Genomic DNA, 19,536 nt, shown 5'->3' on the forward strand with positions numbered 1-19,536 from the left:
TTAGAGCTAAGCTACTTTCCATCAAATCATTTCGAAGGGGGATTCGTCGTGAAGAGGAAGCGCGGGAAGAGCGAACGCATACCGGGGGAGTGGGCCCTGCCCGTCGCCGCCGCGGTCAACGGTGTCGGCACCGGCATGTACGTCCCGTTCACGCTGGTGTTCTTCCACTACGTCACCGGGCTGTCCTTCACGGTCGTGGGCGCCGTGCTCACGGCCACCGGCCTCGTGGGCATCGGCGCCCTTCCGCTCGCCGGGACGGCCGTGGACCGGTACGGCGCGAAGCGCGTACTGCACCTGCTCTACGGCGTCCGGGTCGTCGGCTTCGCCCTCTTCCCCTTCGCCCACTCCCTCGCCGCCTTCGCCGCCGTGGCCCTGCTCACCGCGGCCGCCGACCGCGCCTTCCCCGCCGCCCAGCAGTCCCTGATCGGCGAGGTGGCCCGCGGGGCCGGGCGGGACCGGCTGCAGGCGTCGACGCGCGCGCTGCAGAACGCCGGCAACGGAGCGGGCTCGCTGCTGGCCACGCTGGTCATCGCCTTCGCGGGCAGCACCGGTTACACCTACGCGGCCTGGGGCAACGCCCTCTCCTTCGCGCTGGCGGCGCTGCTGCTGCGCCCGCTGCGGCCGGTGCGCCCGGCCGACGGGGCCTCGGCCCCGCTCCCGCGCCGATCCGGCGCCGGATACCGGCTCGTCCTCGCCGACCGGCCCTTCCTGGTCGTCACCGGCGCCAACTTCCTGAACGCGCTGAGCTATTCGGCCCTCTCCGTCCTCTTCCCGCTGTTCGTCGTGGAGTGGCTGCACGGGCCCGCGGTGTTCACCGGTGCCGCGTTCACCGTCAACACCGTGCTGTGCGCGGTGGCCGGCGTCTTCGTCGGCGCGCGGGTCCGGCGGACGGGCGCCCGGCGCACCCGGGCCGCGGCGCTGGGCGGAGCCCTGTTCGCCGCCGCCTTCGCCGCCCAGATGGTGCTCGGCACCCTGCGTCCCGCCTCGGGCACGGTCCTGGGCGTCGCCCTGGTCGCCGTGGTCCTCGTCTACACCCTCGGCGAGCTGATCCACAGCCCGGCGGCCGAGGTGCTCGCCGTGTCGGCGGCGCCCGAGACGGTCCGCGGCCGGTACATGGCGGCCTATCAGATGTCCTGGTCGCTGGCGAAGGCGGTGGCGCCGTCCCTGTTCACGTCCCTGCTCGCGCTGGACGGCCGGGCGCCGTGGGCCGTCCTCGTCCTCACCTCGGCGGTGGCCGCCGCCCTGCTGATCCGGGTGGAGCGCCGGCTGCCGGCGGAGGCGGTACGCCCCCGGCCGGTGACTGTGACCCACGGCGGCGCCCCGGCTCCCTCGCCCGTCACGGTGTGACACCCACCTCTCGCGAATCCGAAGGGACTCGGCCATGAAACGCTCCGCGACCATCCTGCTCACCGCCCTCGCCCCCGTCTCCTGGGGCACCACCTACGCCGTCACCAGCCAGTTCCTGCCGCCGGACCGCCCCCTGTTCACGGGCCTGATGCGGGCCCTGCCCGCAGGGCTCGTCCTGCTGGCGCTGACCCGGGTGCTGCCGCGCGGCGTCTGGTGGGCGAAGGCCTTCGCGCTGGGCGCGCTGAACATCGGCGCCTTCTTCCCGCTGCTGTTCGTGTCGGCGTACCGGCTGCCCGGCGGAATGGCCGCCGTGGTCGGCTCGGTCGGACCGCTGTTCGTCGTGGGCCTCTCCGCGCTGCTCCTGGGGCAGCGGCCGGCCGCGCGCTCGCTGGTCGCCGGGATCGTCGCGGCGTTCGGCGTGAGTCTGGTCGTGCTGAAGGGGGCCGGTGCCCTGGACGTGATCGGGGTGCTCGCGGCCGTCGCCTCCACCGCCTCGATGGCCGCCGGGACCGTGCTGACCAAGCGGTGGGGCCGCCCGGACGGGGTCGGCCCGCTGACGCTCACCGGCTGGCAGCTCACCGCGGGCGGCCTGCTCATCGCGCCGGTCGCCTTCCTGGCTGAGGGCGCCCCGCCCGCGCTCGACGGCCGTGCGGCCGGCGGCTACCTCTACCTGGCGCTGGCGAACACGGCGCTCGCCTACTGGCTCTGGTTCCGCGGCATCGGCCGGCTCAGCGCCACCCAGGTCGGCTTCCTCGGCCCGCTCTCCCCGCTGACCGCCGCCGTGGTCGGCTGGGCGGCCCTCGGGCAGGCGCTCACGCCCCTCCAAGTGGCCGGCATGGCGCTGGCGTTCGGGGCGACGCTGGCCGGGCAGCTGGGCGCGGGACGGCGTCCATCGTTCAGTTTGACTGAAAAGACTGCTCGAAAAGATTCGATGGACCTGACAGGTCGGGCATTGCGACGGTAGGTGCACACCCACCACCGAAAGGACCTTCGTGGCCACGGCCTCGCACCAGACCGCCACCACCCCTCTCCCTCACCCCCGGAAGGCCGCCGCCCCCGTGCTCGGCCTCGCCCTCGCCGCCCTCGCCACGGTCGTCTGGTCCGGCAGCTTCGTCACCTCCCGCGGACTGGCCGACAGTGTCCCGCCGATCCAGCACGCCTTCTGGCGCTGGGTGATCGCCCTGGCGGCCGTGGCCCCCTTCGGCGCCCGCCGGGCCTGGCGGCAACGGGCGCTGATCCGACGCCACCTCCGCCACGTCCTCCTGGCGTCCCTGCTCGGTGTCGCCGCCTACAACACCCTCGTCAACCAGGCGGGCCTGACCACCCCGGCCGCCACCATGGGCATGATCATGGCCGCCTCACCGGTCCTGATGGCGGTGTTCGAGCGGCTGGGCGGCGTACGGCTCGGCGCGCGGCGGACCGCCGGACTGCTGACCGCCTGCGCGGGCGTGCTGCTGCTCATGGGCGGCGGCGGGAGCTTCGGCGCCGGCGACCTGTGGATGATCGCCGCGTCCTGCTGCTTCGCCGCCTACAGCGCACTGCTCCGCCGCCGGCCCGCCGAACTGGACGGCACCGGCTTCCTGTTCACCACGTTCCTGATCGGCACGGCCTTCCTGCTGCCCGTACAGGCAGCGAGCGTGGCCGTCCAGGGCGGCTTCGCTCCCACGCCCGCCACGGTGCTGCCTCTGCTGTACGTCGGCGTGGCCTCCTCCGCGATCGCCTTCTTCGCCTGGGGCAGGGCCATCGCCCTGATCGGCGCCGCCCGCGCGGGCATCGTCTACTACCTCCAGCCCGTGTGCGTGGCCGTCCTCTCCTGGGCCCTGCTCGGTGAGAACACCGGCCGGCCCCAACTCCTGTGCATGGCGCTGATCCTGGGCGGGGTCATGCTGGGCGCGGGTTCCCGCAGGTGACGGCGCCGGGCAGCCCGGACCACCGCGCGACGACACTTCCCGCGACGGCGGACCCGGGTCAGCCGACGGTGAAGCCCGCCGCCTTGGTGTCCAGGGTGGTGGTGCCGTCCTCGGCGGTGGCGAGGACGGCGACGCGCCAGCGACCGCGCGGGGACGACGCGGCGTCGGCGCCGGTCACCTCGGTCGTGTAGACGCAGCGCACGGTGTCCTGGCCGGCGGGCTTGCAGGTGGCCGGCTCCGCCGCGGCCATCTCCTCGGCGGTCGGCGCCTTCTCGGCGAGGGAGGACTGCGCCGGCCAGGCCAGTACCTTCAGGCTCTTGACGCCGGAGGACGCCGTGACCTCGGTGGTGAAGGTGAACGAGCCGTCCCGGTGGCCGTCGGGCGCGGTGTAGCGGGCGGTGCCGTGCGCCAGGGCAGGGGGCTGGTTCTCGGCGTGGGCGACGGCGAAGGCTCCGGCGCCTGCGAGGACGACGACACCGGCGGTCAGGGACAGGGCGACACGTCGGGACATGGCAGGTTCTCCGTAACTGTCTCAGTGGTGTGGAACTGGTGCTCTCGGCTGCGCCGTTGCACCGATACTCGCGGCGCGGGGACGGCCCGGACCTGAGCTCGGATACTCAACTCGGCCTAGGCGGATTCGCCCGGCCCGGCTGCCCTTTTCGGCCCTGTAGCGTGTCCGCATGGCCGAGTGGGACCTGAGGAAGCTGCAGATCCTGCGCACCCTCCGGGAGCGGGGCACCGTCACGGCGACGGCCGAGGCCCTGCACATGACCCCCTCCGCGGTCTCCCAGCAGCTCACCAACCTCGCCCGGCAGCTCGGCGTACCCCTGCTGGAGGCGCAGGGCCGCCGGGTCCGGCTGACGGACGCCGCCCGGCTGGTGCTGCGGCACACCGAGCCGGTCTTCGAGCAACTGGAGCGCACCGATGCGGCGTTGGCGGCCTATGCGCAGGGCGAGGCGGGCGAGGTGCGGGTCGGCGCCTTCTCCACGGCGGTGCCCGCCCTCGTCGTACCGGCCGTACGTTCCCTGCGGGCGACCCACCCGGGAGTGACCGTACGCGTCCGGGAGACGGAGGCCGCCGAGGCCTACGACCTCCTGTCCGCCGGCGAGGTCGACCTGGCCCTCTCCCTCGCCGCCGAGGCCCCGAGCGCGGCCGACCCCCGCTTCACCCGCCTGCCCCTCCTGACCGACCCCTTGGACGTGGCCCTGCCCCCGGACCACCCCCGGGCCACCGCCCCGGAGCTGACCCTCACCGACCTCGCCGCCGAACCGTGGATCTTCGGCGGCAGCGGCCCCTGGTCCGACATCACCCGCCGCGCCTGCGAGTCCGCCGGCTTCAGCCCCCACCAGGGCCACTCGGCCTCCGGCTGGACCGCGATCCTGGCCATGGTCGAGGCGGGGATGGGCGTCGCCCTGGTCCCCCGCATGGCCGCGGCCGGCCGCGAGGGCGTGGTGATGCGCGAACTGGGCACCGACCGTCCGGTACGGCACGTGGCGGCGGCGGTGCGGAAGGGGGCGGAGGCGGGAGCGGCGATCGGCAGGGTGCTGGCGGCCCTGCAGGCTGCGGCCGGTCCGTCCGCGGTCACTCGGGCGTGAACTCGGCCTGCGGTGCGCAGAGGTGGCCGGGCTGCACCTTCACGACCGTGCGGGTTGGTCGGCGATCAGCAGGGTGACGCCGGCGGCGCGGAAGCCCAGGCGGGCATAGATGCGTGCGACGCGGTCGTCCGCGTAGGCGAGGAAGACGGTGCGCACCCCGTGGTCACGAGCGTGGCCGGCCAGGGCCGCCGTGACGGCTGCGGCCAGGCCCCGGCGGCGCGCGGTGGGCAGGGTGCCGACGCCGCCGATCTCGGTGGTGCCGTCGGCCGGGTGGTAGTGGCCGGCGGCGAGCGGGGTGCCGTCCTCGGCAAGGGCTGCGATGAGGATCTTGTGCCCGGCGCGGATGCCGGGGCGGGTCGTCTCGACCGTACCGTCCGCGGAGAGTTCCTCGGCCACCGCCGACAGTTCCGCGCCGCCTGCCGCGCCCACCGCGGTGCCCGCCGAGGCGAACGCCAGGCGGGGCAGGGCGAGCGTCGCGGGCAGGGCCGGGTCGTCGGCCGTCAGCACCCGCATCGTCACGCCGTCGGGCAGGGCCTGCGGAGGTACCGGTTGATCCGGGTCGAGGGCCATCAGCGGGCGCTCGTCCACCGGGAGGCCCACGGCCTCGATGCGGGCACGCAGGGTCGGCGCTGCCTCGGCGAGCCACTCGAAGGACTCCGGCACGCCCAGTTCGCGCTGCCTGGCGCGCACCCGGGCGATGTCGGCGACGGTGACGATCCCCGAGCTTTCCGCGGTGGGCTGAGCGTGGCTCGGACCACCGTAGTACGGACTTCCCGGCTCCTTCCGCACGAACAGCCGCAGCGGGCCGAACGCCTCGGCGTCGGCGAACAGCAGGGGCACGGAGGCGTAGTACCGCTCGATTCGAGCAAGCAGCGAGTCGCTCATGCGGCGCATCCCACCACGGAGCAGCGGCGGGCCGCACCCGAAAAACGACCGGCCGGAACAGAGAACGGCTCGCCACGCCTGTCAAGGCCGCCGCACCTCGTACAGGAAGCACCCGAACTCCACCGCCCGCACGTGCACCAGAGCCACCTCGGGATCGGCGAACGCCTCCGCGAACGCGGGCTCGAAGGCGGCCGGGTCCTCGACCAGGCGGCCGCCCAGAATGCGGCCGTCGGTGGAGTAACGGCGCACCGTGCGGCGGGCGTCGGTGAAGGGCAGGGTTTCGGTGTCCGGTCCGGAGCACTCGTCGGCGTGGATGAAGACCGGGCCCTGCTCGTCGTAGGCGCCCGGCTCGGCGCCCGTCTCGGCCGCCCAGCGGCGCAGGGGTGCGTACGAGACCAGGGCGATGCGCTCGCCGGGTGTGCTGCGGCGCAGGCAGCAGCGCAGGGGCGCGTCGCCCTCGTCGTCGGTGAAGGGGTGCAGGGGGCGGCCCGCGTCGTCGCCGGTGCGGAGTTCCTTGAGCACCGGAGGCGTCAGCGGTCGTGCGAGGTAGGTGGTCATGGATTCAGCGTGGCGCGCGGCCGGTCCCGGGTCCGGCGGGATCCGGACATGGCGTTGGCCTCCGTGGCGGTGACCTGACATCGCGGGTCACTCTTGACGGGCCCTGCTCCCGACGCTCCCATGGAACCGCTCAACATCCAGTAGCGGAAGTGGAGTTGACATGGGCTATCCGGGCGTCGACGAACTGGAGCGGCGGGCCCGTGCGCTGGTCGCCGCGGCTCCGGGGGTGCTGCGGCTGCGCGCCGTCGGCGAGAGCCGGGCCGGCCGGCCGCTGTGGCTGCTGTCCGCCGGGCACGGGGAGCGGCAGATCCTCACCGTCGCCGGGGCGCACGCCAACGAACCGGTGGGCGGGGCCTCCGCACTCCGGCTCGCCAGGCTCCTCGCCCACCGGCCGAGGACTCTGGAGGCGCTCGGCTGCACCTGGCACTTCCTGCTCTGTCTGGACCCGGACGGGGCCCGGCTCGCGCACGGCTGGCAGCCGGAGGAACCGGTCCCCTCGCTGAAGGAGTGCCATCGGTACTTCTACCGGCCCGAGTTCGCCTGCCAGCCCGAGTCGCTGCCCGTCCCCGGCTCGGGCCGGGAGCAGCTGCCCGAGTCGGCGGCACTCGTGCGGCTGCTCGACGAACTGCGGCCCGCGGTCCAGTTCACCCTGCACGGCATCGAGGTCGGCGGTGCCTTCACCCTGCAGACCAGGAGGGTGCCCGGTGCCGCGCGCGCCTTCCGCGAGACGGCCGCACTGCTGCGCATCCCGCTCGACCACCGTCCGTACGACGCTCCCGACTGGGAGCCGGACCCGCCCGGCGTCCTGCGGCTCCCGGACGGGAACACCGGGAACGAACGCGACCCGAGCGGCTACGTCGCCGAGAGCACCTGGCTGTACCCGTGGCGCTACGGCACCCTGACCGTCGTCGTCGAGGCGCCGGCCTGGTCCGCCCCCGCGGTGAGCGACCCGCGGCCCGCCCCCGACCCGCGCGGGGAGGTCACCCGGGCGGCCGAGCTGATGCTGGGCCGCACCGGGGAGATCACGGCGCTGGTCGGTGACACCCTGGCCGACGAGGTGCCCGAGGACCTGCTGCCCCTGCGCACCGCCGCCCGGGAGCTGCTGGCCGTGGCGCCTTCGATCGCCGTCATCTGGGAGGAGGAACGCGACGGCTCCCGGGGCCACTTCGCCACCCTCGGCGTGGCCGCCCGCCGTATCCCGCTGCGCGTGGCGGCCATGCTGCGCCGGGCCCTGGCCGGCACCGCCCCCGGGACCGCCTGCGCCCTCACGGAGCTGGTGCACGAGTGGTGCCGGGAACTGGAGAAGACGTACGAGCCACGGTGGATCCCGGTGTCCGCGCAGACCGGACTGCACGTGCGGACCATGCTGGACGTCGCCCACCGGGTGTGCGGCTGAGCAAAGGGAAAGGGCGCCCGGTGCACTCGCACACCGGGCGCCCTCGGCGCCGTGGGACGACTCTGACGGCCGAGCCGGCTGCTACTCGGCCGCCGCGTCCGCCGCCTGGGCCCTCAGCGCCCGCTCGACGCCCGAGCGGGACTCCGAGACCAGCCGGCGCAGGGCCGCGTTGGGCTCGGCCGCGGCCATCCAGGTGTCTGTCTTGGCCAGGGTCTCCTCGGAGACCTGGACCGACGGGTACAGGCCGATCGCGATCTGCTGGGCGATCTCGTGCGCACGGGAGTCCCAGACGCTCTTGACGACCTCGAAGTACCGGTCCGTGTACGACGCGAGCAGCTCGCGCTGGTCGGTCTGCACGAAGCCGCCGATCACGGCCTCCTGGACGGCGTTCGGCAGCTTGTCGGAGTCGATGACCGACGCCCACGCCTCCGCCTTGGCCTCCGGGGTCGGACGGGCCGCGCGGGCGGTGGCCGCGTGGCGCTCACCGGCCGCGGTCCTGTCCCGCTCGTGCTCGGCCGCGATCTCCGCCTCGTCGAAGCGGCCGACCGCCGCGAGCCGCTCCACGAACGCCCAGCGCAGCTCGGTGTCGACGGCCAGGCCCTCGATCGTCTGGGTGCCGTCCAGCAGGCCCTCCAGGAGGTCCAGCTGCTCCGGCGTCCGGGCGGTCGCCGCGAAGGCGCGCGCCCAGGCCAGCTGGTGGTCGCCGGCCGGCGCGGCGGCCCGCAGGTGGGCCAGCGTGGCGTCGGTCCAGCGGGTCAGCAGGGCCTCGCGGGTCGACGGGTCGGCGTACAGGTCGATCGCCAGCTTCACCTGGCGGTGCAGCGACTGCACCACGCCGATGTCGGACTCCTTGGCGATGCCGGACAGGACGAGGGACAGGTAGGCGCGGGCGGGCAGCTCCGCGTCACGGGTCATGTCCCAGGCCGACGCCCAGCACAGGGCACGCGGCAGGGACGCCTCGAAGTCGCCGAGGTGCTCGGTGACGGCCTTCAGCGACTCCTCGTCCAGGCGGACCTTGGCGTACGACAGGTCGTCGTCGTTGAGGAGGATGACGGCGGGGCGGCGCCTGCCGTCCAGCTGCGGTACGGCGGTCAGCTCGCCGTCCACGTCCAGCTCGATGCGGTCGGTGCGCACCAGCTTGCCGCTCGCCTCGTCGAGGTCGTAGACGCCGATCGCGATGCGGTGCGGGCGCAGCACCGGCTCGCCCTTGGCACCGGCGGGCAGGGCCGGGGCCTCCTGGCGGACGGCGAAGGAGGTGATGACACCGTCGGCGTCGGTGGCGACCTCGGGCCGCAGGACGTTGATGCCGGCCGTCTCCAGCCACTTCTTCGACCAGGTCTTCAGGTCGCGCCCCGAGGTCTCCTCCAGGGCGCCGAGCAGGTCGGACAGGCGCGTGTTGCCGAAGGCGTGCCGCTTGAAGTAGGCCTGCACGCCCTTGAAGAACTCGTCCTCGCCGACGTACGCGACGAGCTGCTTCAGCACGCTCGCGCCCTTGGCGTACGTGATGCCGTCGAAGTTGACGAGCACGTCGTCCAGGTCGCGGATGTCCGCCATGATCGGGTGCGTGGACGGCAGCTGGTCCTGCCGGTACGCCCAGGTCTTCATCGAGTTCGCGAACGTGGTCCACGAGTGGGGCCACTTCGAGCCGGGCGCAGAGGCCTGGCAGGCGATGGAGGTGTAGGTGGCGAACGACTCGTTCAGCCACAGGTCGTTCCACCACTCCATGGTGACCAGGTCGCCGAACCACATGTGGGCCAGCTCGTGCAGGATCGTCTCCCCGCGCATCTCGTACGCCGCGTCGGTCACCTTGGACCGGAAGACGTACTGGTCGCGGATGGTCACCGCGCCCGCGTTCTCCATTGCGCCCGCGTTGAACTCGGGCACGAACAGCTGGTCGTACTTCGCGAACGGGTAGGCGCAGTCGAACTTCTCCTGGAACCAGTCGAAGCCCTGCCGGGTGACCTCGAAGATGGCGTCCGAGTCCAGGAACTCGGCGAGCGAGGGACGGCAGTAGATGCCGAGCGGCACGCTCTGCCCGTCCTTCTCGTACACGCTGTGCACGGAGTGGTACGGGCCGACGATCAGCGCCGTGATGTACGACGAGATGCGCGGCGTCGGCTCGAAGGCCCAGACGTCGTCCTTGGGCTCCGGCGTGGGCGAGTTGGAAATGACCGTCCAGCCAGTCGGTGCCTTCACCGTGAACTGGAAGGTGGCCTTCAGGTCGGGCTGCTCGAAGGAGGCGAAGACCCGGCGGGCGTCCGGCACCTCGAACTGGGTGTAGAGGTAGGCCTGCTCGTCGACCGGGTCGACGAAGCGGTGCAGGCCCTCGCCGGTGTTGGTGTAGGCGCAGTCGGCGACGACCCGGAGAACGTTGCGGCCCTCCAGCAGGCCGGGCAGCGCGATCCGCGAGTCCGCGAAGACCTCGGCGGGGTCGAGCGCGTCGCCGTTCAGGGTCACCTCGTGGACCGCCGGAGCGACCAGGTCGATGAAGGACGTGACGCCGTTTTCGGCCACGTCGAAGCGCACCGTGGTCACGGACCGGTAGGTACCGCCCTCCTGCGCGCCGGAGAGGTCGAGATCGATCTCGTACGAGTCAACGGTGAGCAGCGTCGCCCGCTGCTGAGCCTCTTCGCGAGTCAGGTTTGTGCCAGGCACGCGGTCATCTCCTCGTTATGTGTGCGTTCGGCCATCCTTCCACGGGACCTGCACGCAGGGCGACGTCCTGCGGCTGCGCGGCGCAGCCCTAGGGAAAGCCCTATGGGCCGGAAACACAGGAGGGCGGCCACCCGGAGGTGACCGCCCCATTTCAGAGCATTCGCGTTACTTCGAGGACAGCTCGGCCGCCACCAGCTCCGCGATCTGCACCGCGTTCAGCGCGGCGCCCTTGCGCAGGTTGTCGTTGGAGATGAACAGCGCCAGGCCGTTCTCCACCGTCTCGTCGCGGCGGATGCGGCCGACGTACGACGGGTCCTTGCCGGCCGCCTCCAGCGGGGTCGGGATGTCGGACAGGACGACGCCCGGGGCACCCGCGAGCAGCTCGGTGGCGCGCTCCGGGGAGATGGGGCGGGCGAAGCGGGCGTTGACCTGGAGGGAGTGACCGGAGAAGACCGGGACGCGGACACAGGTGCCGGAGACCTTCAGACCCGGGATCTCCAGGATCTTGCGGGACTCGTTGCGCAGCTTCTGCTCCTCGTCGGTCTCGTTCAGACCGTCGTCGACGATCGAGCCCGCCAGCGGGAGCACGTTGAAGGCGATGGGCCGCTTGTAGACCTGCGGCTCGGGGTAGTCGACCGCCTCGCCGTCATGGGTGAGCTTGTCGGCCTCGGCGACGACCTTCTGCGCCTGCCCGTGCAGCTCCGCCACACCCGCGAGACCGGAGCCGGACACCGCCTGGTAGGTCGCGACGACCAGCGCCTCGAGCCCGGCCTCCGCGTGCAGCGGCCGCAGGACCGGCATCGCGGCCATCGTGGTGCAGTTCGGGTTGGCGATGATGCCCTTGGGGCGGTCGGCGATCGCGTGCGGGTTCACCTCGGAGACCACCAGCGGGACCTCGGGGTCCTTGCGCCAGGCCGAGGAGTTGTCGATCACGACGGCACCCTGCGAGGCGACCTTCTCCGCCAGCGCCCTGGAGGTCGCGCCGCCCGCGGAGAAGATCACGATGTCGAGGCCGGTGTAGTCGGCGGTCGTCGCGTCCTCCACCGTCACGCCGTCCAGCACGGTGCCGGCCGAGCGGGCCGAGGCGAACAGGCGCAGCCCGGTGACCGGGAAGTTCCGCTCCACGAGGATCCTGCGCATGACCGTGCCGACCTGACCGGTGGCTCCGACGATTCCGACCCTCACGGCGACTCCCTCTACGTGTCTCTTGCTGTGTGCCTCTGCATGACCGGGGCTTTTCCATCATGCGGCCGACCCCGGTCCACCTGTCCAATTCTTTGCGATGTGTGCCCGAGGAGTGGGACACGATCACCCGGCCGACGGTTCCCGATGTCCGCCGCACCCCCGGCTGAGCTGGAGATGTTCCCTTGCCGAGGGCCGCGTACCGGAAGCTGTGCTGTCCCGCCCCTGCCCGCGCGGCCCCCGGCCACGCACGGTGTGACGTACGCCTCTGCGCAAGGGGTCGAACGTTTCCGCCCCCTGCGGCGTCGTAGGGGCAAACGCAGGAGGGGGTGGCTTGTGCTGCGCGGAGGGGCGCGCCGCGAGCAGGGAGCGTACGCCGGTGGCGGCCAGGCCGGTGACGATCCCCTGGACGCGGCCCAGGAACGCCGGGTGCGGGCGGTGCTCGCGCTCGGTGGCGTGCCGCAGGCGGACCTGCCGGACGGGGTGCAGCAGGTCCGGCTGCGGCTGCTGGAGCGGGCCGCGAGCGGGCGCGAGGCGCCGCGGGACGTGTCGGCGTGGGCGGCGGTGGTCGCCTCCAACCTCGCCATGGACTGGCACCGGGCCAAGCGGCGCCAGGAGCGGCTCGGGGAGCGGCTGGCATCGCTGCGGGAGCCGGTGCACCCCTCCGGCGAGGAGACCAGCCTGCGCTCCCTCGCCGTCGCCCGGGGCCTGGACGAACTGCCCGACGCCCAGCGGCAGGTGGTGATCCTGCGCTTCTTCGCCGATCTGCCGGTGCGCGGGATCGCCGAGGAACTGGGCGTGCCCGAGGGCACGGTCAAGAGCAGGCTGCACACGGCGGTCCGCGCGTTGCGCGAGAGGCTGCACGAGGACGAGGTGGTGTGACGTGACCGCCGAACACGAGGGCGCGGGAGAGTACGCCGGCATGGACGCGCTCATGGCCGCGATCACGGGCGAACCCCTGCCGGAGGAGGCCCGCGAGGACGCCGCCCACCTGAGCGAACACACCGCGGCCGAGGCCGACGTGGCGGTGCTGAAGGAGCAGCTGACCTGGCTCGCGGAGGCGCTGACCGGGGAGGAGCGGACGACGGCACCGGCGGCCGGGGAGACCGGGTCCACGGCGGGCCCCGCCCGCAGCGCCCCGTCCGGGAAGCGTCCCAGGAGCACCACGCGTCCCGCCGCGCCCGCACGCCCGGCCCGTCCGGGGCGCCCGTCCGGCCCGCGCCTGGCCCTGCGCCTCGCACTCGGCACGCTCGTCGGTGCGACGGCTCTCGGCATGGTCTTCGGGCTCGGCCGGCTGGTCACGAACTCCGGGGCGAACGACTCGATGGGCGGCAGCAGCGCCGACGCGAAGAGCGAGGCCCACGCCCCGGCGTACAGCGGCGACGGCGGCCGGCCCTCCGACCCGGCGCTGGCCCTGGCCTGCTACCGGCTGGTCGTGGAGGGCACCGTCACCAAGGTGGAGCCGAAGCCCGAGAACCCCTGGACCCTGGTCGTGCTGAAGGTGAGCCGTTCCTACAAGCCCGCGCACGAACCGGCCGAGGTCAGCTTCCTCCTCGACGGCGGTGCGAAGCCGGCCCCGCACAAGGGCCAGCATGTGCTGGTCGGGGTCGGCCGGGGCCAGGACAACGCCGGCCTGTGGGCTGTGGGGGAGAGCCGGGTGGCCGCCGACCGGGCGTGGATCACCGACGCGCTGCCCGAGGCCCGGCACACCACGTGCCCGTCCGAGGAAGCGCCGACCGACAAACCGTGAGGGGCGGGTGTCCCTCCGGACACCCGCCCCTCACCTCACCTCAGGCCCGCCGCGTCACGGCGTGACCTTCTCGATCTTCACGCTGCCGACGCCCGCGACCGTGCCGCGCGCGTTCACCAGCTGCAGCCGGCCGAAGAACTCGCGGCCCGCGGGGGCCTCGGCGGCGGCCGTGACCTGGCCGGTCACCGTGGCCGAGTCGCCCGTGCCGAGCTTGACCGGGGTCGAGTCGTCGACCGTGACGGTGCCGAGCGTGGCGGAGAAGAACACGTCCCGGTAGTCGTAGTCGGTCGTGCCGGACGGGACCGAGTAGCCCACGACCTTGATGGTGTACGTGCCGGCGGCCGGGGACGGGACGGAGACCGCCTCCTCCGAGTCGCCGTCCGCGGACTGCGCGACCTGCTTGCCGCTCGCGTCGTACACGGTCAGGTCCAGGTCGGCGGCGGCGTCGGAGACGTTGCCGATGGCCACGTCCAGGGACTTGGCGCCGGCCGGGACGTCCACCGTGGTGGTCTGGGTCTCGCCCTCCTTGATCGACGGGCGGGCCGCCTTGGCGGACCCCAGCGGGCCGCCGACCAGCTTGCCGTCGAGCGCCGCGTACTTGTTGGTCACCTTCCAGGAGGCGGCGGCCGGAGTGCCGACCTTGGCCTCGGGCACGGTCACGGTCTCCGGGTCGAAGGCCGCGCCGAGGACGGAGACGTCCAGCTTGTACGGGTTGTCGAGCAGCGGCGAGGTACGGCGCGACTCGACCTCGATCTCCCAGACACCGGCCTGCGGGTCGGTGTAGGAGCGGACGTCCGGCTTGCAGCCGTTGCCGTCGAGGTAGTTGTTGTAGCAGTACGGGGTGCCGGTGTTGTCGACCGGAGTGCCGTACGGGTGGATCGCGATGAACCGGGTCTGGCTCTTGTCCGTCAGCCCGCTCATCGCGACCTCGAGGGACTTGGCGCCCGCGGGCACGTTCAGGAAGTACGACTGCGTGCTGTTGCGCTGCACCGAACCCGACGCGGAGTAGGTGTAGTTCACCGGGGCGGAGACCACGACGGTGGTGAGGATCTGCTTGTCGATCCCCTCGGTCCGCGGGTCGTCGACCTCCAGGATCGCGCTCTTGATGCCCGCCGACCGCGGCGCCGCCAGGACCTTGACGGTCACCGGCTGGTTCAGCGGCAGCCGCACGACGTCGTCGCCGAGGATCCGGAAGGTGTCACCGGCGTTGTTCTCGAAGTGCAGCTCGTGCCAGACGGCCTTGTCCGGGCCGGAGGTACGGGTGATGGTGATGTCGTACGTCTTCTTCTGGCCGGCCTTCAGGCCGCCCTCGCGGTCGTACAGGCCGGTGCCGTAGCCCGGGGTCTTCAGCGCCTGGTCGAGCGCGGTGTCGACCGGGGCCTTCACGGCGTAGTTATTAGGCACAGTGTCGTGCGAGGTCGCGTCGTCGCGGATCGCGTCCCACGCGTCCACGATGTTGATGCGGCCCGCGCCCTCCTCGTACGCCTGCACACCCTTGATGTGGTCGGCGGTCGAGGTCAGCGCCGTGCGCAGGGTGGCGGGCGTCAGGTCGATGCCCTTCTGCTTGGCGGCCGACAGCAGCAGCGCGGAGGCGCCGGTGGCCTGCGGGGAGGCCATCGAGGTGCCCTGGAGCATCGAGTAGCCGGCCGGCAGCGAGTAGCCCGACTCGGCGACCGGGGAGCCAGGCAGCCAGGTCTGGGTGGTGTTGATCGCGGCACCGGGCGCGACCAGGGTCGGCGTGAAGCCGCCGTCCTCACGCGGGCCGCGCGAGGAGAACGGCATCATCGCGTACCGCTTCTCCACCTGCGAGCCGTAGTTGGCGGCCCAGGTCTGCTTCGAGATGGCCGCGCCGACCGAGATCACCTTGTCCGCGAGGCCCGGGTCGCCGATGGTGTTGGCGCCGGGACCGGAGTTGCCCGCGGAGATGACGAGCTGGACGCCGTAGGTGTCGATGAGCCGGGTGTACAGCTCGGCGCGCGCGTTGTTGCCGTCGTTCAGCGCCGGGAGGCCGCCGATCGACATGTTGACGATGTCGACGCCCCGGTTGGTGACCAGGTCGATCATGCCCTCGGTGAGGGCGACGTTGGTGCAGCCGCCGGTCCAGGTGCAGGCACGGGACGAGACGATCTTCGCGCCGGGGGCCGCGCCGTTCATCTCGCCGCCGAACAGGCCGTTGGCGGCGGTGATGCCGGCCACGTGGGTGCCGTGCTCGGACTCGATGACGCCGATGTTGACGAAGTCGGCCTTCTTGCCGACCCAGGACCCGCCGTAGGGGTCCATCGGGACGTCCTTGCGGATCTGCACGACGAACGGCACCCGCTCGACGACGTCCGTCTTGGGGTCGTCGGTGCCGAAGTAGCCGATCTGGTAGCCGTCCTTGTACGGCTTCATCGGCGTGTCGTCGGTGAAGTCGTGGTTGTTGTTCAGGTCGACCGTGACCGTGCCGGCCGCCGCGTCGTACAGGACGCCCCAGCTGTCGGTGGTGTCGCCGTCCCGGTTGAGGTCGCCCTTCTCGTCGCCGCCGGTGGTGGCGGACTCCTTGAAGGTGCTGATCCCGTACGAGCCCGCCGGCGCCGTCCAGGTCTGGCCGCCGTAGCTGAAGCTCGGGCCGGAGACCGAGGTGACCATGGGCCGCCAGGTGGCGTCGCTGTCCAGGATCGGGTCGGTCGCGGTCACCCAGTCGACGATCTTGCGTTCGCCGGTGGTGGTCTTCTGCAGCGCCGGGTGGCCGAGGTCGACGCCGGAGTCGAGGATGCCGATGGTGACGCCCCGGCCGTCCGCCTTCGGGTGCTCGTCGACGAAGTCGACGGCGCCGGTCTCGAAGGACGGGTTGTACGGGTTCTCGGCGGGCGTGTCCTTGCCGGGAGCCGGGTAAGTCGTCGTGGCCTTCGCCGACTTGGCGGTGTCCGCGTTCGGCGTCGGGTCGTCGAGCGCGATCTCCTGGCGCAGGTCGATGGCGTGCACCGAGGACAGCTTCGCGGCGGCCGCGATCGCCGAGTCCGCCTTGGCGGTCGGGACGGTGGCGCGGACGTAGCCGAGCTTGTCGTAGGTGCGGCCCACCGAGCCACCCTTGACCGCGTCCAGCTCCTCGGTGACCTGCTCGGTCTTCCCGGGCGCGGTCGCGATCATCATCGTGACGGTCTTGTCGCCGTCCGCCTTGGCCTCGGCGAGCAGGTCCGCGTCGTCCGAACCGAGCTTGTCGTGAGCGGACTTGACGCCCGGGTCGGTGGCCGTGGCGGGCGGTGCGTCCGAGGCGAGGGCCAGGGGTATCGGCCCGGTCGCACAGAGAGCGGCCACCACGCCCACGGCCAGGCCTATGCGGGCCAGACGTCTGTGGCCGGGTATCGGATCGCGCTCGGGGGTGTGGGTCATCGGCATCCCTTGTAGGTAAAGAATCCAGTGCCGGACGAGGGCACAGCTTTACCCAAGGGCCAGGAATTTGGGACCCGTTGACCGAATCGATATGGATGTATGGGGAAAACCCGCGATGGGGTTTGAGCGGATTGGACCCGTCTGGTTCGGGATTCGCTCAGTTCTCCTTGGAGCGGGCGTAATGACGGGACGCCTTCGCCCGGTTGCCGCACGCGGCCATCGAACACCAGCGGCGGGTGCCGTTCCTGGACGTGTCGAAGAAGTGCAGGATGCACGTCTCATGGGCGCAGGTACGGATCCGGTCCGGGGCCTGCGCCAGCAACTCCAGGTAGTTCCGGGCGGCCAGCCAGGCCGGACCCCAGGCCGGGTCGGCGAACTCGGGCTCCTCGGCCGCCCCCCGCTCGGTCAGCCGGGCCCGGATGCGCCCGTGCGCGAGGACGGCGTCGACGAGCGGTGCCCCCTCGGCCGGTGACCCGTCCACGGCGGCCTTCAGCGCATCCCGTGCCTGGCGCACATGGTCCAGCACGTCCTCGTCGGCCGGGTGGGCGCCGTCGAGCCCGTTGCTCGCGAGCCACACCGCGAGCCCCTCGGTGTCGGCGAGCAGGTCCTGGGTGACGCCCTCCCGGTTCCAGCGGGTGTTGATCAGGTCGAGGGCGAGGGGCTCACCGGTGAGCGGTCGGGGATCGCGGGCGGTGGACATCGGGCACTCCTTCTCGGCTAACCGCTCAAGAGTACGTGACCGGTTGCACCTCCGCCTCTAACCCTCTACCCTGATGTCAACGGTTACAAGACCCGATGGGGGAGCCATGACTCTGCGCACCGGCCACACCGGCCTGAACGTCACCGACCTCGACCGCTCGCTCGCCTTCTACCGGGACGTCCTGGACTTCACCCTGCTCGCCGAGGGCAAGGAGGACGACCGGCGCTACGCGCTCCTGGGCGACGGCGGCGAAGGCCCCGTCCTCACCCTCTGGCAGCAGGCGCGGGAGGGGTACGACAGCGGCCGGGCCGGACTGCACCACCTGGCCTTCGCGGCCGACTCGATGGACCGGGTCCGGGAGTACGAGACGGCGCTGCGCGCAGCCGGGGCGGAGTTCGCCCACGAGGGCGTGGTGGCCCACCGGGAGGGTGCGGCCTCCGGCGGGATCTTCTTCCACGACCCGGACGGCACCCGCCTGGAGATCTCCGCACCACTGGGCGCCGAGACCGCCCCCGCCCCCCACGCATCCGCTCCGACCTGCGGTTTCTTCTAGCCATGAGTGTCTATCACGCCGGTTCGCGCGCCCTGCAGGACCTGGCCGGCGTCCGGGACCGCGCCGACCACGTCGGCCGCTCCCTGGGCCAGGACATCAAGCCGGTCGCGGCGGCCTTCCTGGAGATCCAGCCCCTGCTGGTCGTGGGCGCGGCGGATCCGGAGACGGGGAGGGTGTGGGCGTCGGCGCTCACGGGCGCACCTGGATTTGTCCGGGCCACCGGACCCCGGCAGATGTCGGTCATCACGGACGCCGGTCAGGACGGCCAACCCAAAGGGGCGCGGGGCTCTGTTGGATGTGCGGCTACCGCCGCGTGGGCGCGAGCAACCACGGACAACCCGCAGCCGAACGACGGAGGCCCGCTCGCCACGGCCCTCAAAACCCCCGGCACTCACATAGGCACCATCGCCGTGGATCCCCGTACCCGCCGCCGCATGCGCCTCAATGGCCGGGTGAGGCCGACAAGCCGCGGCTTTGCCGTCACCGCAGAACAGGTCTTCTCCAACTGCCCCAAGTACATCCAACGCCGGGAGTCCTACGAGACCCTCGCCGACCGCACACCAGGCACCCCCCACCGACTGAGCGAACTCACCGACCAGACAGCGGAGTTCGTACACTCGGCCGACACCTTCTTCCTGGCCACCGTGCACCCCGGCGGAGCCGACGTCAGCCACCGCGGCGGCAACCCCGGCTTCGTCCAGGTCCGTTCACCGCACGAGCTGAGCTGGCCCGACTACTCCGGCAACGCGATGTTCCTCACCCTCGGCAACCTGCGCACCGACCCGCGCGCCGGGCTGCTCTTCCTGGACTGGACGACCGGCACGGTGCTGCAGCTCACCGGCGAGGCGCACACCGAGTTCACGGCCGACGGCGAGCGAACGGTCCACTTCACCGTCGCCGAGGCGATCGAGACCCCCGCCGCCCTGCCGCTGCGCTGGTCCGCGCCCGAATATTCACCGGCCAACCCGGAGCCCACCCGCTAACGTCCGTCCATGCGACGGAAGCTGAGGGTGGCGGCCTACGCCGTGTGCGTCCGCGACGGACAGATCCTGCTCGCCCGCTCGCCGGGCCTCGACGGCACCCCCGAGTGGGTGTTGCCGGGCGGCGGCATGGAGCACGGCGAGGACCCGTACGACACCGTCCGCCGTGAGGTGACCGAGGAGACCGGCTACCGCATCCGGGTGACCGGTCTGCTCGGCGTGGACACCAGCAGACGCGTCTTCCGCGGCGGACGTCTGCGCCGCCTCGCCGACCACCAGGGCGTGCGGATCCTCTACGCGGGCGAGATCGCCGGCGGTGACCTCCGCCACGAGGTCGGCGGCTCCACCGACTTCGCCGCCTGGCAGGACCTGGACGCCCTGCCGGGCCTGAACCGGGTGCGTCTGGTCGACGTGGCGCTGCGGCTGTGGCGGGAGCGGCCGGCGGCCGGACACCTGGACCCCGGGGCCCGTCCCGTACCCCGGGAGATGAACGAGGAGTAACCGTCCTCCGGCCACGCGCAATCGACTCCGTGACCGCACCTCTACCCCGAGATCCACGTACGGTGATCGGCGCTGCGCGTTGCTGTCGTGTTCACGCACAGGTCATCCCCGGTGCCAAGCATCCAGAGCGAGCGGGATGTTCGCGAGAGCGA

General features: G+C 72.3%; 17 protein-coding genes. 10 read left to right on the forward strand and 7 right to left on the reverse strand.

From position 1 onward, the window contains the following. Positions 1 to 48 precede the first annotated feature (48 nt). Genes ACIRVH_RS04750 through ACIRVH_RS04760 form a run of 3 tightly spaced genes read left to right on the forward strand, consistent with a single transcriptional unit; the run spans position 49 to position 3,257 of the window. Positions 49 to 1,347 (forward strand): MFS transporter, encoded by a 1,299-nt coding sequence (locus ACIRVH_RS04750; RefSeq protein WP_403948196.1) that lies wholly within the window; start codon positions 49 to 51, stop codon positions 1,345 to 1,347. Between the two features lie 34 nt (positions 1,348 to 1,381). Continuing rightward, entirely contained in the window at positions 1,382 to 2,311 is a 930-nt protein-coding gene (locus ACIRVH_RS04755; protein WP_403948198.1) for an EamA family transporter, read from the forward strand. A 28-nt stretch (positions 2,312 to 2,339) separates the two neighbouring features. Further along, a complete protein-coding gene (locus ACIRVH_RS04760) occupies positions 2,340 to 3,257 on the forward strand; it encodes a DMT family transporter (RefSeq protein WP_403948199.1) in 918 nt (305 codons plus the stop codon). A 58-nt stretch (positions 3,258 to 3,315) separates the two neighbouring features. Here ACIRVH_RS04760 and ACIRVH_RS04765 read toward each other — a convergent pair whose 3' ends face one another. Next, positions 3,316 to 3,768 carry a DUF5707 domain-containing protein gene (locus ACIRVH_RS04765; protein WP_403948201.1) on the reverse strand — a complete coding sequence of 151 codons (453 nt, stop codon included), beginning with the start codon at positions 3,766 to 3,768 and terminating at the stop codon, positions 3,316 to 3,318. Between the two features lie 169 nt (positions 3,769 to 3,937). On the opposite strand from ACIRVH_RS04765, the gene ACIRVH_RS04770 reads away from it, so the two are divergent. Then, positions 3,938 to 4,852, forward strand: a complete 915-nt coding sequence (locus ACIRVH_RS04770; protein WP_403948203.1) for a LysR family transcriptional regulator — start codon at positions 3,938 to 3,940, stop codon at positions 4,850 to 4,852. 39 nt (positions 4,853 to 4,891) lie between these two features. Here the strand turns inward: ACIRVH_RS04770 and ACIRVH_RS04775 are convergent, their stop codons facing one another. Both ACIRVH_RS04775 and ACIRVH_RS04780 read right to left on the reverse strand, forming a co-directional pair. Then, positions 4,892 to 5,746, reverse strand: a complete 855-nt coding sequence (locus tag ACIRVH_RS04775) for a GNAT family N-acetyltransferase (protein ID WP_403948204.1) — start codon at positions 5,744 to 5,746, stop codon at positions 4,892 to 4,894. A gap of 72 nt (positions 5,747 to 5,818) precedes the next feature. Then, positions 5,819 to 6,295, reverse strand: coding sequence for a DUF1203 domain-containing protein (locus ACIRVH_RS04780; protein ID WP_403948205.1), 477 nt, complete (start codon positions 6,293 to 6,295; stop codon positions 5,819 to 5,821). Between the two features lie 160 nt (positions 6,296 to 6,455). On the opposite strand from ACIRVH_RS04780, the gene ACIRVH_RS04785 reads away from it, so the two are divergent. Then, a complete protein-coding gene (locus ACIRVH_RS04785; protein WP_403948207.1) occupies positions 6,456 to 7,691 on the forward strand; it encodes a M14 family zinc carboxypeptidase in 1,236 nt (411 codons plus the stop codon). Between the two features lie 81 nt (positions 7,692 to 7,772). Here ACIRVH_RS04785 and pepN read toward each other — a convergent pair whose 3' ends face one another. After that, positions 7,773 to 10,346 (reverse strand): aminopeptidase N, encoded by a 2,574-nt coding sequence (pepN, locus tag ACIRVH_RS04790; RefSeq protein ID WP_403948209.1) that lies wholly within the window; start codon positions 10,344 to 10,346, stop codon positions 7,773 to 7,775. Between the two features lie 165 nt (positions 10,347 to 10,511). Continuing rightward, entirely contained in the window at positions 10,512 to 11,531 is a 1,020-nt protein-coding gene (locus ACIRVH_RS04795; protein ID WP_403948211.1) for an aspartate-semialdehyde dehydrogenase, read from the reverse strand. 333 nt (positions 11,532 to 11,864) lie between these two features. Between ACIRVH_RS04795 and ACIRVH_RS04800 the strand changes: the two genes are divergently transcribed. Both ACIRVH_RS04800 and ACIRVH_RS04805 read left to right on the forward strand, forming a co-directional pair. Beyond that, positions 11,865 to 12,410, forward strand: a complete 546-nt coding sequence (locus tag ACIRVH_RS04800) for an RNA polymerase sigma factor (RefSeq protein WP_403948213.1) — start codon at positions 11,865 to 11,867, stop codon at positions 12,408 to 12,410. Between the two features lies 1 nt (position 12,411). Further along, on the forward strand, positions 12,412 to 13,278 hold the full coding sequence (locus tag ACIRVH_RS04805; RefSeq protein WP_403948214.1) for a hypothetical protein: 867 nt from the start codon (positions 12,412 to 12,414) through the stop codon (positions 13,276 to 13,278). 54 nt (positions 13,279 to 13,332) lie between these two features. Here the strand turns inward: ACIRVH_RS04805 and ACIRVH_RS04810 are convergent, their stop codons facing one another. Together ACIRVH_RS04810 and ACIRVH_RS04815 are read right to left on the reverse strand one after the other, a co-directional pair. Further along, on the reverse strand, positions 13,333 to 16,650 hold the full coding sequence (locus ACIRVH_RS04810) for a S8 family serine peptidase (protein WP_403948216.1): 3,318 nt from the start codon (positions 16,648 to 16,650) through the stop codon (positions 13,333 to 13,335). A gap of 157 nt (positions 16,651 to 16,807) precedes the next feature. Then, a complete protein-coding gene (locus ACIRVH_RS04815; RefSeq protein ID WP_403948218.1) occupies positions 16,808 to 17,350 on the reverse strand; it encodes a CGNR zinc finger domain-containing protein in 543 nt (180 codons plus the stop codon). A 106-nt stretch (positions 17,351 to 17,456) separates the two neighbouring features. On the opposite strand from ACIRVH_RS04815, the gene ACIRVH_RS04820 reads away from it, so the two are divergent. From ACIRVH_RS04820 to ACIRVH_RS04830, 3 genes are read left to right on the forward strand one after another with little or no spacing between them, the layout of a single operon-like run. Continuing rightward, positions 17,457 to 17,903 (forward strand): VOC family protein, encoded by a 447-nt coding sequence (locus ACIRVH_RS04820; protein WP_403948220.1) that lies wholly within the window; start codon positions 17,457 to 17,459, stop codon positions 17,901 to 17,903. Between the two features lie 2 nt (positions 17,904 to 17,905). Continuing rightward, complete coding sequence (locus tag ACIRVH_RS04825; RefSeq protein WP_403948222.1) at positions 17,906 to 18,886, forward strand: pyridoxamine 5'-phosphate oxidase family protein; 981 nt, start codon at positions 17,906 to 17,908, stop codon at positions 18,884 to 18,886. A gap of 9 nt (positions 18,887 to 18,895) precedes the next feature. Beyond that, entirely contained in the window at positions 18,896 to 19,384 is a 489-nt protein-coding gene (locus ACIRVH_RS04830) for an NUDIX hydrolase (RefSeq protein ID WP_403948224.1), read from the forward strand. The last annotated feature ends 152 nt before the right edge of the window (positions 19,385 to 19,536 follow it).

The organism is Streptomyces sp. NPDC101165, assembly GCF_044768135.1.
Lineage (GTDB): Bacteria > Actinomycetota > Actinomycetes > Streptomycetales > Streptomycetaceae > Streptomyces.

Coding starts and splice junctions, on each gene's coding strand:
- ACIRVH_RS04780 (WP_403948205.1), bottom strand. CDS start 6,295: ATGACCACCTACCTCGCACGACCGCTGACGCCTCCGGTGCTCAAGGAA.
- ACIRVH_RS04770 (WP_403948203.1), top strand. CDS start 3,938: ATGGCCGAGTGGGACCTGAGGAAGCTGCAGATCCTGCGCACCCTCCGG.
- ACIRVH_RS04825 (WP_403948222.1), top strand. CDS start 17,906: ATGAGTGTCTATCACGCCGGTTCGCGCGCCCTGCAGGACCTGGCCGGC.
- ACIRVH_RS04815 (WP_403948218.1), bottom strand. CDS start 17,350: ATGTCCACCGCCCGCGATCCCCGACCGCTCACCGGTGAGCCCCTCGCC.
- ACIRVH_RS04775 (WP_403948204.1), bottom strand. CDS start 5,746: ATGCGCCGCATGAGCGACTCGCTGCTTGCTCGAATCGAGCGGTACTAC.
- ACIRVH_RS04765 (WP_403948201.1), bottom strand. CDS start 3,768: ATGTCCCGACGTGTCGCCCTGTCCCTGACCGCCGGTGTCGTCGTCCTC.
- ACIRVH_RS04755 (WP_403948198.1), top strand. CDS start 1,382: ATGAAACGCTCCGCGACCATCCTGCTCACCGCCCTCGCCCCCGTCTCC.
- ACIRVH_RS04830 (WP_403948224.1), top strand. CDS start 18,896: ATGCGACGGAAGCTGAGGGTGGCGGCCTACGCCGTGTGCGTCCGCGAC.
- ACIRVH_RS04785 (WP_403948207.1), top strand. CDS start 6,456: ATGGGCTATCCGGGCGTCGACGAACTGGAGCGGCGGGCCCGTGCGCTG.
- ACIRVH_RS04820 (WP_403948220.1), top strand. CDS start 17,457: ATGACTCTGCGCACCGGCCACACCGGCCTGAACGTCACCGACCTCGAC.
- ACIRVH_RS04810 (WP_403948216.1), bottom strand. CDS start 16,650: ATGACCCACACCCCCGAGCGCGATCCGATACCCGGCCACAGACGTCTG.